This is a genomic window from Vibrio sp. 1CM2L, assembly GCF_023161695.1.
GTDB classification, from domain to species: Bacteria; Pseudomonadota; Gammaproteobacteria; order Enterobacterales; family Vibrionaceae; genus Vibrio; species Vibrio coralliirubri.
Map to the genome: position 1 here is coordinate 130040 of NZ_JALNTT010000001.1, position 17771 is coordinate 147810.

Annotated in this window: 5 protein-coding genes; 2 read left to right on the forward strand and 3 right to left on the reverse strand. The window is 45.4% G+C overall.

Translation table 11 applies throughout. The features are described 5' to 3' along the window. The first annotated feature begins 45 nt into the window (after positions 1-45). Together MSG34_RS00600 and MSG34_RS00605 are read left to right on the forward strand one after the other, a co-directional pair. Complete coding sequence (locus tag MSG34_RS00600) at positions 46-2067, forward strand: FAD-dependent oxidoreductase (protein ID WP_248335979.1); 2022 nt, start codon at positions 46-48, stop codon at positions 2065-2067. 280 nt (positions 2068-2347) lie between these two features. Beyond that, on the forward strand, positions 2348-12493 hold the full coding sequence (locus tag MSG34_RS00605; protein WP_248335980.1) for a VCBS domain-containing protein: 10146 nt from the start codon (positions 2348-2350) through the stop codon (positions 12491-12493). Between the two features lie 96 nt (positions 12494-12589). Here the strand turns inward: MSG34_RS00605 and MSG34_RS00610 are convergent, their stop codons facing one another. From MSG34_RS00610 to MSG34_RS00620, 3 genes are read right to left on the reverse strand one after another with little or no spacing between them, the layout of a single operon-like run. Further along, the gene (locus MSG34_RS00610; protein ID WP_048615391.1) at positions 12590-13903 is read right to left on the reverse strand and encodes an HlyD family type I secretion periplasmic adaptor subunit; all 1314 of its coding nucleotides are present in this window, start codon (positions 13901-13903) and stop codon (positions 12590-12592) included. Further along, positions 13896-16061: an ABC transporter transmembrane domain-containing protein gene (locus MSG34_RS00615; RefSeq protein ID WP_248335981.1), complete on the reverse strand. Its 2166-nt coding sequence runs from the start codon at positions 16059-16061 to the stop codon at positions 13896-13898. Before MSG34_RS00615 ends, MSG34_RS00610 begins: the two co-directional genes overlap by 8 nt. Next, positions 16058-17704 (reverse strand): ABC transporter transmembrane domain-containing protein, encoded by a 1647-nt coding sequence (locus MSG34_RS00620; RefSeq protein ID WP_248335982.1) that lies wholly within the window; start codon positions 17702-17704, stop codon positions 16058-16060. Before MSG34_RS00620 ends, MSG34_RS00615 begins: the two co-directional genes overlap by 4 nt. Between the last annotated feature and the right edge of the window lie 67 nt (positions 17705-17771).

Here is a 17771-nt window from a genome sequence, read left to right on the forward strand (position 1 = left end):
TTGCTTGGTTAACACCCAATGCATTCAATTATTGGAGATTAGATTATGTTAAAACAAGAGCATAACGTGCTTTTTGAACCGATGAAGATCGGCTCTTTAGAGCTAAAGAATCGTTACTCTATGGCCCCGATGGGTACCTTAGGTTGTGTCGATGGCGATGGTGCGTATAACAGCCGTGGCGTTGAGTATTACGTTGCTCGTGCACGTGGTGGTGTTGGCCTGATCATTACCGGTGTGCAAATGGTAGAAAATGAACTTGAACAGTTCCCTATGCCTTCCCTTCCATGCCCAACCAACCATCCAACCGCTTATATACGCAGCGCAAAAGAGATGACCGAACGTGTTCATACCTACGGTACTAAAATATTCGCACAGCTTACCGCTGGTTGGGGACGCTCTTGCATTCCGGGCTTCACTCCTGAAGACAAATCCATTGCGCCTTCTGAAGCGCCGAACCGCTTCGACCCTTCAATCACACACCGTGAACTGACCACTGAAGAAGTAAAATACTTCATCTCTAAGTTTGTTGAGTCGGCTGCTATTGCTCAAAAATCAGGTTTTGATGGTGTAGAAATACACGCGGTTCATGAAGGCTACTTGCTTGACCAATTCACAATGGAATTTTTCAACCAACGTACAGACCAATACGGTGGCAGCTTCGAAAATCGTTATCGCTTTGCGGTAGAGATTGTTGAAGGTATCAAAGCTGTTTGTGGCAAAGACTTCCCAGTATCACTGCGCTACTCCGTAAAAGGCAACATGAAAGGTTTCGGCCAAGGTATCCTTCCGGGCGAACGCGCTGAAGAAGTGGGTCGCGATATGGAAGAAGGCCTCAAAGCGGCTGAATACCTGCAAAGTGCAGGGTTCGATGCCTTGAACGTTGATGCCGGCACCTATGATTCATGGTACTGGAATCACCCGCCAAACTACTTCCAACCGGGCATGTACAAACCCTACTGCAAAGCCGTTTCAGAAGTGGTCGATATTCCCGTATTAATGGCTGGCCGTATGGAGAACCCAGACCTCGCTTCGCATGCTGTTCAAAATGGCATTTGTGATGGCGTGTCACTGGGTAGACCCCTGCTCGCCGATCCAGACACGGTGAATAAGATCCGAAGAGGTCGTTTTGAAGAAGTTCGTCCTTGCTTATCTTGTCACCTTGGTTGCCTAGGTCGTATGGCTGAAGTGGGTAACCTATCTTGCGCGGTTAACCCAAGCTGTGGACGAGAAGAAGAGTTCAGATTACTACCAACGCACAAAACCAAAAAGGTCGTCGTTGTCGGTGGTGGTGTTGCGGGAATGGAAGCCGCTAGAATTGCTTCTGAGCGCGGACATGATGTAGTCCTTTTCGAAAAAGGCAGCCAACTGGGTGGCAATGTCATCCCGGGAAGCCAACCTCCATTCAAGCATGATGATAAAGCCTTGATTGCGTGGTTCAGCGGTGAAATGACTCGACACAAGGTAGACGTAAAACTCAATTCAGCGGCAGACAAAGCATCGATTGAAAGCGAAAAGCCAGACAGTGTTATTTTCGCTACCGGCTCTCGCCCAACTCAACCTAACTGGTTGGAAGGAAAAGATAAGCCGCACGTTTTAGTTGCCGAAAATATGTTGATGAACCCTGAACTAATTACAGGCGACAAAGTCTGTGTAATTGGCGCGGGTTTAGTTGGCGCAGAAGCGGCTCTATGGATGGCTCAACAAGGCAAAGCAGTCACATTAGTTGAAGCATCAGACGATATCATTGGCGGCCCTCACGGCACGTGTTTTGCTAACTACCAGATGTTGAAAGAGCTTCTAGCCAAAGAACAAGTGAACGTTCTTACTTCAACACGATTAGAGCGAATCACCGATACGGGCGTTTGTCTAAACATTGAAAACAGCAGTGTTGAAATGCTTTCCGACCACGTTGTGCTAGCGCTTGGCTACAAGGCTGAAGATCACTTGCATGAAGAACTGGCGAATCAACTGGACGTTGATGAAGTATTCAATATCGGTGACAGCCAAAAAGCGAGAACGATCATGGCCGCTATCTGGGATGGCTTTGAAGTAGGTCGTACACTTTAAGATAATCTTACGCTTTAAGTTAGCTGTACGCTTTTAGTTAGTTGTACTAGGTAATTTAGTCCCGTTCAGTTAAAACACCGAAACCAAACATGGACGTTTGGTTCCTGCCTCTCACTGTATCTTTCCTTAAGTGCCCTCCCCACTTTCGTCTCGTTACATCAAAACGAGATAATTCTTCGACTTTACAGTTTTTTCTTTAAAAATTATCCAATTAGCTAGCGAAACCTCTATCTGTGTATTTTACTTAAAATAGTGCAACCACGATTCACGGATGAGAAAAATGGCTAACAAAAAAAACGTCGAAGCAAACAAGAAAAATACAGAAATCAAAAATAAGAAAAGTAACGAGCTAGAACAAAAGAAGCCAACCAAAAAAAAGAAGCTCAGACTGCATTCACACCTAAAAGTTAATATCCCGCTTTTTCAATCACTCATGATGATACTGCCATCATTGGCTAAACACGCGGCTGCCGAGGATATAGACAGCTCCGGTGATACCGCAGATCAACTAGCCGCAAATAGCGTGACAGAAAAAGATGTCAGCGACGACCATGGAAGAACGGACTCATCAGCGGTTACTCATCAAGAGGCTCAAACGAGCGACAGCGACGTAAACTCGACCTTAAGTGCAAGTCATGCCGCCCATGGTTCGAGCTCTCACTTGGTTCCTTCTCATCATTTATCGACGCTTTCTCACCCGCAAGTCCATTACATTCCTTCGGTATCGATGCCGACTATCTCATCAGGAAGTAACGGTCAGCCGACTCATTCGAATGCGCCTACAACGCCCGCTTTACCCGTCACTTTCATGCCAGAAGTCATAAAAGGTACCTACGGAGAGCTTCATGTCGATGCAAATGGTCAATACACATTTGTATTAAACCCAAAATCGCCTCAATACATCCTGTTGAATCAGCACCAACAAGGCACTGATCATTTCTTGTTGCATCTATCTAACGGCTCGAGTGTCATTGTTCAAGTTCCGGTCACAGGTAAACAAGATACGCCAAGTATTTCAGGAGACTTAACTGGTGTCGTCACAGAAGATCATAATATTGATTCACAAGGCTTGTTACATGCCAACGGTAAAATTGATGTCATAGACCCTGATCAAAATGAAAGTTCGGTGAAGCCGGAAGTTATCTCTGGGAAGTATGGTTCATTAACTATCGATGCTGATGGACACTGGCAGTATCAAGTTGATAACTCTCTTTCTAACGTTCAAGCGTTAACCGCAGCCACTTCACTTCACGAAAGTTTCACTATTCACACCAAAGATGGCACACCGCAAACGATCGATATGACGATAGGTGGCAACGATGACAATGCTGTTATCACAGGCGTGGATGCTGGCACGTTAACTGAAGATTTAACGACACAAGTCCAAGGACAGCTTTCAGTAACGGACTCTGATCTTGGGGAGGACCACTTTCAAGCCTCACAAGTGACTAGTAATTTCGGTACGCTCAGCATCACCAAAGACGGTGCGTGGACATACAGTTTAGACAACAATAACCCAGTAGTTCAAAGGCTTGGCCAAGGTTCAACTGCGACAGACACCGTCACTGTTCACTCAGCTGATGGTACAGCGCATCAAGTTATGGTTACGATAAATGGCACTAACGACAAAGCAATTATTGGTGGAACAAGCTCAGGATCTGTCACCGAAGAATCTCAGCTTCAAACATCCGGTACGTTGACTGTCACTGACGTAGATACTGGCGAGGCACATTTCTCCAACACAGATATCGTAGGCAACTTAGGGACTCTACATCTGACCGACTCAGGTGCTTGGACTTACGACCTCGATAACACAAATCCTATCGTTCAAGCGTTAGGCGTGAATAAAACAGCCACTGATATTATTGCTGTCCATTCTGCTGACGGCACGCCGCATCAAGTTACGATCACGGTGAATGGCACTAACGACAAAGCAATTATTGGTGGAACAAGCTCAGGATCTGTCACCGAAGAATCTCAGCTTCAAACCTCTGGTACGTTGACTGTCACTGACGTAGATACTGGCGAAGCACACTTTTCCAACACAGATGTTGCAGGCAGCTTAGGGACTCTACATCTGACCGATTCTGGTACTTGGACGTACGACCTCGATAACACAAACCCTACAGTTCAAGCATTAAGAAAAGGAGTAACCGCCACCGATACTATTACGATTCATTCTGCTGATGGCACGCCTCATCAAGTGACTATCACGGTGAATGGCACCAATGATGCTGCTTTAATCGGTGGGACAAACTCAGGTGCGGTGACTGAAGAATCTCAATTACAAACATCCGGTACGTTGACTGTCACTGATATCGATACTGGCGAGGCACATTTCTCCAACACAGATATAGTAGGCAACTTGGGGACTCTACATCTGACCGACTCAGGTGCTTGGACTTACGACCTCGATAACACAAATCCTATCGTTCAAGCGTTAGGCGTGAATAAAACAGCCACTGATACTATTACTGTCCATTCTGCTGACGGCACGCCGCATCAAGTTACGATTACGGTAAATGGCACCAATGATACTGCTGTGATTGGTGGCACCAACTCAGGTGCGGTAACCGAAGAATCTCAATTGCAAACATCCGGTACGTTGACTGTCACTGATGTAGATACTGGCGAGGCACACTTCTCAAACACAGATGTTGCAGGCAGCTTAGGGACTCTACATCTGACCGATTCTGGTGCTTGGACTTACGACCTCGATAACACAAATCCTACAGTTCAAGCGTTAGGAAAAGGAGCAACCGCCACCGATACTATTACCGTTCATTCTGCTGATGGGACGTCACATCAAGTAACGATCACAGTGAATGGCACCAATGATACTGCGGTGATAATGGGGACATCGACAGGCGATGTCCATGAAGGACACACTTTTACCGCGCCAGACGGCAGTATGACTGGCGGTTATGTTGATGACCGTTCACCTGATCATCAGCACGGAAACATAGGGAAATTGTGGAACGATGAAATCCATACCGATGGCCACCTATCGGTAGTGGATGCTGATGCCGGTGAAAGCTATGCCCAAACAGGCACTTATTACGGCACTCATGGTCGTGTCATACTTCAAACTAACGGGGACTGGACCTACTATGCTTCCATCGGCCAAGATGCAACCGGCAGAGCTATTGATCATCTGGGTAAAGGTGAATCACTAACCGATACTGTCACCGTTAGATCTGCAGATGGCACCACACACGATATCGTTGTCACCATTCATGGCGATAACGACCGCCCATACTGTTCTTCAGAAGTGCAGCTCAACAGCGGAAAAGAAGATCTTGCCCAAACCCTCACTGCAACTGAGCTATTGGCAAACACCATAGATGTAGATACCAATGACCTAGGCAAACTGACGATTACGAATCTTCATGCCGATCATGGATCTATTCTAGATAATCAAGACGGTACCTTCACTTTCACACCAACCAAAGACTACAACGGCCAAGTGCACTTCACTTATGACGTGACAGATGCGCATGGTGGTATCACTGCAACAGGCGCGAATTTACACTTACAAGCAACTGGCGATGCTGCGACTATTACTGGAATTGATCAAGGGAATGTGACAGAAGATCGTGGTTATATTGATACACAATATAATCTTCATTTTGATGGAAAATTAGATATTGTTGACCCCGACCAAGGTGAAGCTCAGTTTGATATTCAAAGAGGCCACACCTATCACGGAATTGGCTATGATACAAAAATGGGTGGGTGGGTACTTTTACAACAAGATGGCACTTATACTTATACAATTGATAATCGTAAACCAGAAATTCAAAATCTTGGGTCAACAGAGACTCTTGTCGATAAGGTGACAATCCACAGTGTCGATGGAACAAGTCATGAAATTCAGATCACAATCCACGGTACAAATGATGACCCTAAGGTTTCTTCGGTAACAACTCTTCCTGCAGGAACTGAAGATACAGATGTCGTTCTACACGCTTCTGATTTACTCGCCAACGCTACAGACATCGACCACAATGATGCAGGGCAACTCTCAGTGGCCAACCTCACCGCCGACCATGGTAAAATCACCGATAATCATGACGGTACTTTTACCTTTCATCCTGCCCGAGATTATAATGGCAAAGTCTCTTTTACCTATGATGTAAAAGATGCACATGCTGGCAGTACAGCGACTTCAGCGAGTATGACGTTAGCACCAACCAGTGATGCGGCGGTTATTACAGGCTCAGGTTCTGGGGTTAAAGAGGATATCAATGTGGATATCTCAGGAGGGTATCTCCTTGGAGCTTCTGGTGTATTCCATGTTGTTGACCCTGATGGTCCTGCACAGTCGCAATTCCCAGATGTGCTCTATGGTGGTATTTATCAAGGGTCTCATGGGGGAGATCTTCAGGTGAATAGTAATGGTAACTATTACTACCATATAAGTAATTATTTAGTACAACATCTCTCAGAGGGTGAAACACTCAAAGAGGAGTATACCATTCACAGCGTTGATGGAACTCAACACAAAGTGGAGTTTACCGTTGAGGGGACCAATGATAAACCAGTCCTCTCTGCCCAATCACAATCGGTAACTGAAGGTGGAACTCTTTTATCTGGTCAGATGCATGCCACGGATGTGGATACAAAAGACACGCATACCTTCACTATCAATAAACCTGTAGATGGCTTAACCTTTAACAATGATGGTAGTTACACTTTTGACCCCTCCCATGCCAGTTATCAAAACTTGGGAGCAAACAATGACCAAGTTATACATGTTCAGGTAAAAGTGGATGACCATAATGGTGGTACGGATACGAAGACTCTAATGTTAGTTGTACACGGAACGAATGACGGTGCAACAATTGGCGGACAAGACACCTTTACTGTTCAAGAGGATCATAACCTTACCCTAAACTCCGGTAATACGATCATATACAACGGCCAATTGACCATTACTGACGCCGATGCTGGAGAAGATCATTTTGATGGGAATCTTCATCAAAACCAACAAACAGGCACATGGAATACCGGATATACGACTCAGGAAGGTGGAAAACTCATTCTTCAATCCAATGGTTCATATCGCTATGAGATTGATAATAGCCTCGCAAAGATTCAATCTCTCGGTAGTAATGAAACGTTAATTGATACTGTTACTGTGCGTTCTGCTGATGGTACACCTCATCAAATTCAAGTCACTATCCAAGGTGACAATGATGCTCCCGTTGTTAGCTCCGCAATTACACTTGCGGCTGGTACTGAAGATACGGATGTTGTACTACACGCGTCTGATTTGTTAGCCAATGCGACAGATATTGATCATAATGATGCAGGGCAACTCTCTGTGGCCAATCTCACCGCCGACCATGGCAATATCACCGATAACCATGACGGAACCTTCAGCTTTCATCCTACACAAGATTACAACGGCAAAGTCTCCTTTACCTATGATGTGCAGGATACACATGGTGGAAGTGTCGCTACATCAGCCTCAATAACTCTCACTCCCACCCGTGATTCTGCTGTGATTTCTGGCAATGATGCAGGAACGATTATTGAAGATCATAATGTCGGGCACAGCTCAGCTCAAAAGATTGCAATATCAGGCTCTTTGTCTGTAACTGATCCTGACACAGGCGAAGATCATTTCCGGTTTAACCAATTTGGTGAGAAAGCGATACATGACCCCTTTGGTGGAGATCTAAGAATAACTCCAGCTGGAAGTTGGGGGTATGAGGTTTCAAACAGTCGCTTGCAATCATTAGCTGAAGGTGAAGTAGAAAAGGTTGTATATCGTGTTTATTCTGCAGACCACACTGCCCACGATATAACAATAACGGTGACAGGCACCAATGATCAGCCGACCATCATTGCGACAACACTTGCACATGGCACTGAAGACACGCACTACCAAATGCAAGCCAGCCAATTTGGATTCAATGATATCGACTCCGGCGATACGCTACATTCCATAGCAATCACAGATCTTCCGCCAGCAACACAAGGTAAGTTTTTACTTGATGGACACGATGTTACAGCGGGACAACAGATCCCTACAGCTGACATCAGTAAACTTCAGTTAGTCCCTGCGCAAGATTTCAATGGCGATGTTCAGTTTAAATATACTGTTAACGATGGGCATACCGACTCTCAAGAGGCTACTAACACACTTCATATTGATGCGGTGGGAGATAAAGCCGTTATATCAGGTGTGGATACTGGCGATGTTTATGAAAACAGAAACCCTGATATGTCGCCAGACTTTGCCCAGCCAGGTATGGCACATTTAACTAATAGTATGATTCATGTTGAGGGGCAACTAACAATCATCGATCCAGATACCGGCGAGAATAGTTTTGATTCTAAAGGTATTGGTTATACCTATCATGGAAAATATGGCCATTTGATTCTTAATACAGATGGTAAATGGTTTTATGGTGTTGCAACCGGCACTGCTGATGTAAATGGTGGATTAACAACAAATGTAGGATCGACGATTGATCAACTTGGTGCAAATGAGACACTCACTGATACGATAACGATACAAAGTAAAGACGGTACTACTCATGATATTGTTATCACGATACATGGTGACAACGATAGGCCTTATTGCAATAGTGAAGTACAACTTAATAGTGGTAAAGAAGACACGCAAGTATCGTTGACTACTCAAGAGCTTCTTGCCAATACTGTCGACGTAGATGCGAATGACTTAGGCAAGCTGACGATTGCGAACCTTCATGCCGATCATGGTTCTATTCAAGATAACAAAGACGGCACCTACACTTTTACCCCAACCAAAGACTATAACGGCCAAGTTCATTTTAGTTACGATGTAAAAGATGCGCATGGTGGTGTTGCGCATACTGGAGCGAGTACGACACTTGCTGCTGTCGATGACAAAACCATTATTTCTGGCATTGATCATGGTGTTGCAACTGAAGATATCGCCACTCATATGTCTACGAATGCCAATATTATGGATGCTGTAGATTGGCAAGCGCTACAAGTTACTGATGTAGACAGCCCTAACACTCAAGTCACGGTTAAATTTGCAGGCAAACAATACACATGGAATATAGGCAGTGACCTAGATGTTACGACTCCTTATGGCAAATTCCAGTTCCACACTATCGCAAGTGGATCTCACAAAGGTGAGCATTCTTGGAGTTATATTGGCGACAATAATAATGTTCATGTTCAAGAATTAAAGCATGGCGAATCATTAACCGAATCTATAAAACTAATAGCAACCGATGGTACTGAATTTCCTATTACGGTTAAGGTTAACGGCACAGAGGATGGGGTCGTCATCGATTCCAATTCAGAACTCGGTCATGTCGTAGAAAATGCCCAAATAGGTGCTTCAGTTTCCGGCAATGTAGTCGCACACGATGTTGATCTCCACGATACGGTGAGCTGGACACAAACACCAACAGGTGGCATTAGCGGTCAGTATGGAACGTTCCATCTAAGTGCAGATGGGCAATGGCATTATGACGTTGATCAGAGCAAAGCGACAAAACTAGGAGACGGCGACGAATATTGGGAGCACTTTACGGTTGAGGCCGTGTCTACTGATGGTAGCCACGTTTCGAAAAGTGTATCGGTTGTTGTGCATGGCAATAATGATGTACCAACAGTTAGCGGTGAGGTCACTTTACCTTCAGGTAAGGAAGATACTTCAATACATATTACCCAAGCTGAATTAATCGCCAATGCTACCGATGTTGATGCAAACGATAGAGGTTGGTTACACGTTCAAAACTTGACGGCCGACCACGGTAGTTTGGTATCAAATTCAGATGGCAGTTTCACCTTTAATCCCAACCCTAATTACAACGGGGCAGTCCACTTCACTTATGATGTTGCTGATAGACACTGTGGTATTGCTCATACAGGAGCAAACACAACGCTTGCTGCTGTTAATGATGCTGCTGTTTTTGGTGGTGTCGATACAGGAAATGTCACCGAAGATCACAACGCCCATGTTTCCGTACAAGGAAACTATGCTTATATGCTCGAGGCACGCGGAACACTAGCTGCAACAGATACGGATGCCGGTGAATCAGGCTTCGATTTTAAAACATTAATGACGGCTTCGGCTCATCCTGAATGGGCACCTTACCAATCAACATTGGGGGGCCAGCTGGAAATAGATCAGCATGGCAACTGGAACTATTACATTGATAACCGCAAACCTGAAGTTCAGAGCTTAGGCGTAAGTGAAACTCTAACTGACACTGTTACTGTTAATTCTAAAGATGGGACTTCACATATTATTACGGTCACCATTCATGGTACCAACGATGCACCAATTTTAAATGTGCAGCAATCGAGTAATGTATCTGGCACCTTGATAGAAACAGATTTAGACACTAATGACACTCATACCTTCTCTATTGTCAGTTCAATAGGGCAATTCGGTTCATTGTCGGTAGATCCAAACACTGGTGACTACGTCTACACACCAAATACGTCTATCACAGGGATGAGTTATAACTCTGCCACCAACTCCTATCATGGTGTCGATGTATTCGAAGTAAAAGTCAGTGACGGCCATACGGATGATTCGAAATTCATCACCTTTGATGCCTCGGGGCATGTCACCATGTCACCAACGGGTGGCCTAGTCATATCAACCACAGTGCCTCAACAACCTACGGTTACAACGACACTACCAACTGTGCAAATGGTCACCAACGTAGCGACAACAAACTCGGTGACATTGGATTTGGCATCAACGAGTGACTCGGGTTCGTCGAACACTGACAACCTTACCAACGACACTACGCCAACGATTACCGGACACACTGATATTCCATTCTCGAAAGTCACGATTTACGATGGTTCCACACCCGTTGGACACGTGGTATCTGATGCCTCTGGCCAATATAGTGTTTCAGTAAGCAGCTTGTCGAATGGCGATCATAATCTATCCGCCAAAGCATTGGCTCCTTCATCAGTGATGCCTGCAACTTCTTCGCTTCTGTCTGTCCATATAGATACGCAAGTACACGTCGGTATTCAATCAGACCCGATTACCGCCGACAATGTGATTAATGCTCAAGAATCCAACAGCTCCATTGACATCACCGGATCCGTTTCTGGCGATTTTAATACAGGCGACATTGTGACTTTAGATGTAAATGGGACACAGCATACTGGCGTGGTCGATGCAAAAGGACACTATTCAATTGCCGTACCTGGCAGTGAACTCATCGCTGATGCTGACCAAAAAATAGAGGCATCAGTAGCGGTAACAGATACCGCAGGTAATAGCGCTCATGCCACTGCAGATGTTACTTACCAAGTCGATACACAGGTTAGCGTTCCTACGATTACTTTTGAAAACGCAGGGGCAGACAACTTATACAGTAAAGCTGAAATCGCCCGAGGACAGGCAAACACGATCACAGCAACCGTTACGCCTCCCGGTGATGCAAAAATCGGTGAGCATCTTGTCGTTAACGGTCAGGATCATGTATTAGATGCTCATACTCTTCAGCATGGAATACAAATTGAAGTTCATCCCGGTTCTAATGTACAAGCAACAATGACTGACGAACACGGTAATACCGCAGGTAGCCAAGGTTTCGCTGCAAGCGCTATTCCTGAACCTATCATTGTCAGACCACCATCCGGAAGCCACCAAGTATCTGGCACGCTTGGGGTTCCACCACTATTACCTTCATTAACTCCGGTACCAACAGCACAAAGCGGTTGGCGAATCCATTTACCTAACGGACAGTACGTCACTAGCCATCATGGCCAATACGGTACATTAACCATTGACCCTCAGACTGGTCATTTACATTATCAAGAGCAAGCCCAAGTTCACACGGGCCCTCATGGCAGCGCTTCTGGTATAGGTCAACATGAAGATAAATTTGAAGTAGCATTGCAAGGGACAAATCAAGATGAAGTTGTCGCCCATGTGAATATCCAGATACTCAGTCATGGACCTGGACATAGTGGAAAGCTGACAGTTGGAACTGAAGTGGTTGATATGACAATCACACCTTTGGTCCATACATCACACCCAGCTCCCCCACCACCGCCTCCTGTACAACATGACGAGCCAGACATGGCTTCGCAAGCCGACTTTACGGTCACACTAAGCGATGATAGTAATCTAGATTTAACCCAGCAGATCCATCAAGAACCCGATCAGAAAACCAGTCACCATGGTGCAGCCGCTTATCTGGATGCATTGGGCATTAAACCCGATGCGACATCGACAACGGTTCATGATCAACCTGCGGATATGGATATCGTACTTGCACAAGTCGACCAACCAGATGCAGTAACACATGACCAAGCGCACTTGGATATGTCAGACGCGCTGGAACACCATGATGCAAACATCAACCATAACCAAGATGATGAGCACCATCATCACAACGACGTAGACGGGCTACCAGACATTGATCCAAATAGTTAACCGATAACGAGACTAAACAGAAGGGAGCACATAATGTGCTCCCTTTTTATTATTTGCTGTTGTTATTCGTTTACTCTCAGCGACTCTATATAACGATCACCTTTCACCAAATGCGACACTCACATTGGTGTAGATCGGTTTCCATAAATACTGGAACACAGATTTTTCACCGGTTGTGATGTCTACCTCACCCGTCATACCTGGCAAAATAGAAAAGCTCTCTGGGTTATCGCGGAAGTATGGCGTATCAACCGACACGACGACTTCATAATAGATCTCGCCACGCTCGCTTTGACTGGTGGTCGGTGAAATACTCTCAACCGCCCCTTTTAGTGCACCAAAGCGGCTGTAATCAAACGCATCAATCTTGATACGAGTCGGCTGCCCTACACTCACAAAACCAATATCTCTTGGCGACAAACGAGCTTTAAAGTCGGCTTTCCCGCCAACAGGAACGATTTCGACCACAGTGCCACCCGGCTGAATAACACCACCGTTTTGCGTGCTTGGCAGGCTTTGCACCAAGCCTTGTAGCGGTGACACTAACATAGTGTTCGTCAATTTAGCTTGGCTTGAACGAACTCTGGCATTCAGTGCTGATAAGTCAGATACGGCTTTAGAACGATCGTCACTGACCTTCGCCTTTGCCTCTGCTAAAAGCTGTTCAATTTTTTGCTCTGTGCTGTCTGCTTGCTTGATTAACACAGCTTTCTTACCACGAGCTTCTTCGATTTTCTGTTCGATACTGGCCAGTTTTTGTCGCATTTCAAGCACACGTAAACGTGAAATGTTACCCGCTTTATAACCCTTCTCCAGTATGTTCAACTCTTGCTTGGTCGCATTCAGCTCTTTCTCGTAGCTAGGCAATGACTTGTCTACACTGCGAAGCTGCTCTGCAATCTGCTCGCTCTCTTTCTCAAGTACCACACGCTTTTGAAAATAGAGGGCTTTTTGTGCGTTCAGCTGCGCTTTTTGTTGGCTAACGATCTCTGGGTAATCGACCTCGAACTCAGCAAGGTTTGGCTCACGCTGTTCTAGCAGAGCATTCATACGCTCTACACTGGCTAGAAGCGTCACTTGTTGGGATTTCAATTCTTCAAGAGCGGTACGTTGGAAGGTCGCATCAAACTCAACAAGCGGCTGGCCTTTCTCGACCAGCTGACCTTCTTTAACCAGAATTTGCTTTAATTTACCGCCAATCGCGCTTTGAAGTACCTGCTTCTCGCCTTCTGGAATAACTGCGCCTTTGGCTTTAGCAATTTCATCAACTTGGGTGACGACAGACCAAGTGGCAAAAGCGATAACACACAAAGCAACTGACCACGTCGCCAATGCCAATGTACGAGCCGTATTTTGTGATTCAACAAGTTCACCGTAGCGCTTGCCCTTCTCGATAGATTGTTTAGCCATTAGCGACTCCTTGCTTAGACTCTGATTGTTCTTGGGAAGCTTGAGGCTCTGAAGGCTGTTCCTGCTTCGAAGACTGCTCCGGCTCTAATGGACCGGCATAAACCACTGTACCTTCATTTAATACCACCACTTTATCGGCAAGCTTGATTAAATCCGGATCGTGGGACGTGTAAATCACCGTTGCTTTTCCTTTTTTCGACTGCACAAACTCACCAAATATACGTTTAGCATTTGGGTGAGCATCAGGCACAGGATTATCCATTAAGAACATTGGGTAGTCATAAACCAGCGCTTTTGCATCAATGAGGATCTGCGCGACGCTGCCAGACAACATGTCAAAAAGGCTGTCCGGCTGAATACTGCTGATGGAAGTATCGAGCCCACCTGATAATGTCTCGAACCAACGCTTTCCGCCGACCATTTCAATTGCAGAGATCATTTTCTGATCTTCGACTTTGTGACCGTCGTTTAGCCACTCTCGAATACTCAGCGTAAGCAAATCAGGATATGCAGCTCGAATGAAACACCAGTGGCGATAAAGCTGCGGATCATATTGAACGAGGTTAACGCCTTCAAGCTCGACCATCCCGTTTTGGATAGGCTGCAAGCCAGACAGCACTTCAATTAATGTTGATTTACCGCTCCCAGAAGGGCCGGTAATCGCGACAATTTCACCGGCTTCAATATCAAAACTCACACCATTCAAGGCAGGGCGACTCTGTTTGGGATAGCGCAGTGTCACTTGATCTAATTTCAAGTTAGGCGCTACCACAGGTAACGGGTGATGCTGGTAACTGAATTCACGCTCAGACGGCTGAGACAAAATACGGTTCACTTGCAGCTTGGATTGATTAAAGCTATTAAAACGCATCGCACTGTTTGCCAACACCTGAGCAGGACCCGTTACTTTAGATATCAACATCATTGAAGCAATCAAACCACCAGGGGTCATCACTTGTTCAAAAATAAGTCCTATTCCTAACCCCATCACGGCGAGTGTCGAACCCACACCAATGAAATAGTAAATCGAGGTGTACCGGCTCTGGAGAACCGATTGATTAAAGGTCACTGTTGAAGCAAGAAGATTGGCCTTTTTGAAACGTTGAATCCAGTGCTCTGAGAATCCAGCACTGCGAATAAAGGCAAGCTTGGATGACAGCTCATTAGTCATGTTTTGACGATTCGTACCTGCCACTGTCGATTGCATCGAGCGCTTGCTGCTAGAGCGTATCGAACGTTTTGCTAGCAAGTAATAAAGGATTAAAGAGACGACTGGAACCAGTACCAACCATCCACCTAAAACACCTATCGCAAGTACAAAAATAAGAATGAATGGTAAGTCAAACAGAGCATTTCCTAATGGCCCCGATAGCACACCTGAAATACGTTCTGACAGCATCACTTGGTTTTGCTGACTAGAAGAAGCTGTTTGCTGATTTTGAGCATAGCTATTACGAAGCAGACGCTGCACGAGGGATTGAGAAATCTCACGACTTACTCGGTTCGAAACTGAAGCAAACACTCGGCTACGTAATGTTCTCAACCAACCCATCATCACAAACAACAACGCCGCGCCAATGGCGATACCTTGCAGCTCATGTCCTGCGTCACCGCCAATCACATGGTCATAAATCGACATCGTGATGAAGGGGACAGCAAGTGCAAACAAGTTGGTGATAAAACTGACCAACAACAATTTAGGAATGATGGAACGAAACGCATGTAACCTTTCGCCAACCCAATCAGGAGAAGCCTTCTCCAATGGTGGACCTTCGATAACGATGCAAAACTGCGGGACATCGGTGATGTCGTCATTGGCGTTAAAAGCAACAAATTGTTTGGATTCTAAATGACCAGAGACCAGCTCATTTTCACCAAGCACCAGTAAGACTAATTTATGCTCGCCAACTTCATCTAGGTTGGCAACCAAGCGATAGGGCAATGCAAGCCTATCGAACAAGGCAAACATATCGTCGATTAATTCAATCCCATTTTCATCGACCCATTGATGTGCGAACAACTGGATATTCGCATTCACTTCCAACTGTTTAAGAACCGAAAGGCTTTCATGTTCTAAATGATTCATCACCTCTTGTCGACCATTCGTATCTGTACGGTTGTTCGTATCTGAAGGGTTACCAGTATCTAAACGATTCATACGACGGCCTCCTGGTTGTTCTCGCTGTCGACAGCAATAGTTCGACTTTCCACTGTAATGATTCGATTAGCCAATTCGCGAAGTTTAGAATGGTAGCTCACCATCAGTATCGTCCGTCCTGCCGCCACTTCTTCTTCCAACACCTTCGCTAGGTTTCCAAGGGCATCTAAATCAAGCGAGGAATCTGGCCTTTCTAACATGATAATGGGCTTATCACTTGCCAATTGAGCCGCGATATTGAGCATTTTCACGTTACCCATACTCAACAAAGAAGCACTCGTATGGCCAATTTGTGTCTCTAGCCCATCGGGTAATCGAGTGATTTCCTTGGTTAAACCCAAACGCTTAGCATAGTCACTGGCGCTATGTGTTCTCTCAGGATCAAACCCGCACAAGTTGTCGAGAATAGTACCTGACACCAACTGCCCTTTAACGCCACAGTAGGCCGCAATATTGGTTACGGATGCGATTGAAACTGCAGCTCCGTTAATGAAGCACTCACCCGCTTTCAGATCATCAATACCTGCAATCGACGACAATAAATGACTGTTGGTGTGGCGGTCTTCACTCTCTAACAATACCAACTCACCTTTATTCAATGTGACATCTGCATGAGCGAGTTCACCGTATCTTTCAACGGTCGCTTGCTTGATTTCCAACGTCTCAAAGTCAGATAAGTGGTTCTCAACTTGCTCAGAATCTGAAGATTCCGATAATGATAAGTCACTCAATTTTTCTATTGCCTGATTGGCACTGTGTATTGAATTAAGCTTGATTCGAACTCCCACTAAAGCACTCAACGGCGCAACTGCTCGACCAGATAAGATAGAACATGCCGCCAATCCACCTGTGGTTAACTGGCCATCCAACACCCACAAACTGCCAGTAATCACGAGTAAAACTGACGTCGCTAATGCTGCAAGCTGAATACACTCTTGGGCAAAGGCATTCTGTTCCTCTTCTCTCGCTTTAGACTGAGAACGGACGTTGTTGAGGGATTTAAACTGATTGAAGATTCGAGACTCAACAGCCTGACGTTTGATTCCTTGAATGGTTTGGCTTAGCAAAATCAAAAACGCTTTTCGCTCCTGCTCATCTTGGGAAGCTTCTTCACTTAGGCTTTTAACGCGAATAGAAGATAACCAGACAATTCCGAGAGTAATCAGCCAAACTGCCAAAGGTATCGCCACCAGCTCACCGCCGATGTAAGCCACCAAACCCAAGAAGATCAATGCGAAAGGCAAATCAATAAAGCCTGCAATCACACCACCGGAATACCAATCTTTGACTTTGGATACAGAGCCGAGTCCTTCTTCTACACCGCCAACACCTAAATGACGAAGATGACTTGATGAAGCATTAGTCACCCTTTCAACCATAGTTTGATAGGTCGCTTTCTCGGTGTTACTGGCCGCAGCAGACAAAAGCCAAGTTCGCACAAAGCGGATTAGCGCTTCCATAGCGACAGCCAACGTCGCACCCGCTAATAGCAGAGTAGCAGTCCCATAACTCTGGTTAGGTAAGATACGATCGTAAATTTGTAAAACCGTTAGCGGAACGGCGAGAGAAAGAAGATTTATGAGCAAAGAAGGCAGTAGGACTTTCCCTACCACCCCTTTGTTTTTTATTGAACTTGCGGGCATACACAATCCTTATCCATGCTTATGAAATAAGATTGGTACACCATATTGGGTATTGCAAGGTAACGAA